Origin of the sequence: Nesterenkonia sedimenti (genome assembly GCF_012641515.1) — a bacterium.
GTDB classification, from domain to species: Bacteria; Actinomycetota; Actinomycetes; order Actinomycetales; family Micrococcaceae; genus Nesterenkonia; species Nesterenkonia sedimenti.
The window spans coordinates 1-596 of record NZ_JABAHY010000049.1 but is presented as its reverse complement, the minus strand read 5'-3'; the positions used below and the strand labels follow the sequence as shown (position 1 = coordinate 596).

Annotated in this window: 1 tRNA gene; it reads right to left on the bottom strand. The window is 58.4% G+C overall.

Annotated elements, in window-relative coordinates:
- Positions 1–324 precede the first annotated feature (324 nt).
- Positions 325–401 (bottom strand) — tRNA-Pro (locus HGQ17_RS14875).
- Positions 402–596: the final 195 nt, after the last annotated feature.

Sequence of the window (596 nt, the reverse complement as noted above, 5' to 3'; positions counted from 1 at the left end):
GATCAGGCTGGGCAGGCAGGCCGTGACACGCCCGGGCTATACACACATTTCTGCCTATAACCGTCATCCGGGCGCGCCACTGGCCCCGGGTCCTGTTGTACGTGGTTTGGATCTTGCCGTGTTGTCCTCGAAGGATCAGCATCGGGGTAACCTCCTAGGCATTTCTGCCTCTCGCTGCGATGTACAGCGATGAAGTGTCCGGATGCTCGGCCCGCTTGCCATAGCGGCCGTACTGACGGATGGTCACAAAGTGGTCGCAAAGCAAAAAGCCCGGCACCAGAGAAACTGGTACCGGGCTTGCCTCCCTGCAATGACAGGGATCTTTGGTCGGGGTGACAGGATTTGAACCTGCGACCTCGTCGTCCCGAACGACGCGCGCTACCAAACTGCGCCACACCCCGTGGTGCATTTACCAACGGTCAATACTACCCTGAATCGCTCCCTTGAGCGAACTCACGACTAGCAAAAATGCCTGTAGATACAGCTGAGGCCCGGTACTAGCGTCATTGCTAGTCCGGGCCCCAGCCTCTACTAATTTGTGTCCGGCGGTGTCCTACTCTCCCACACACTCTCGAGTGCAGTACCATCGGCGCTGT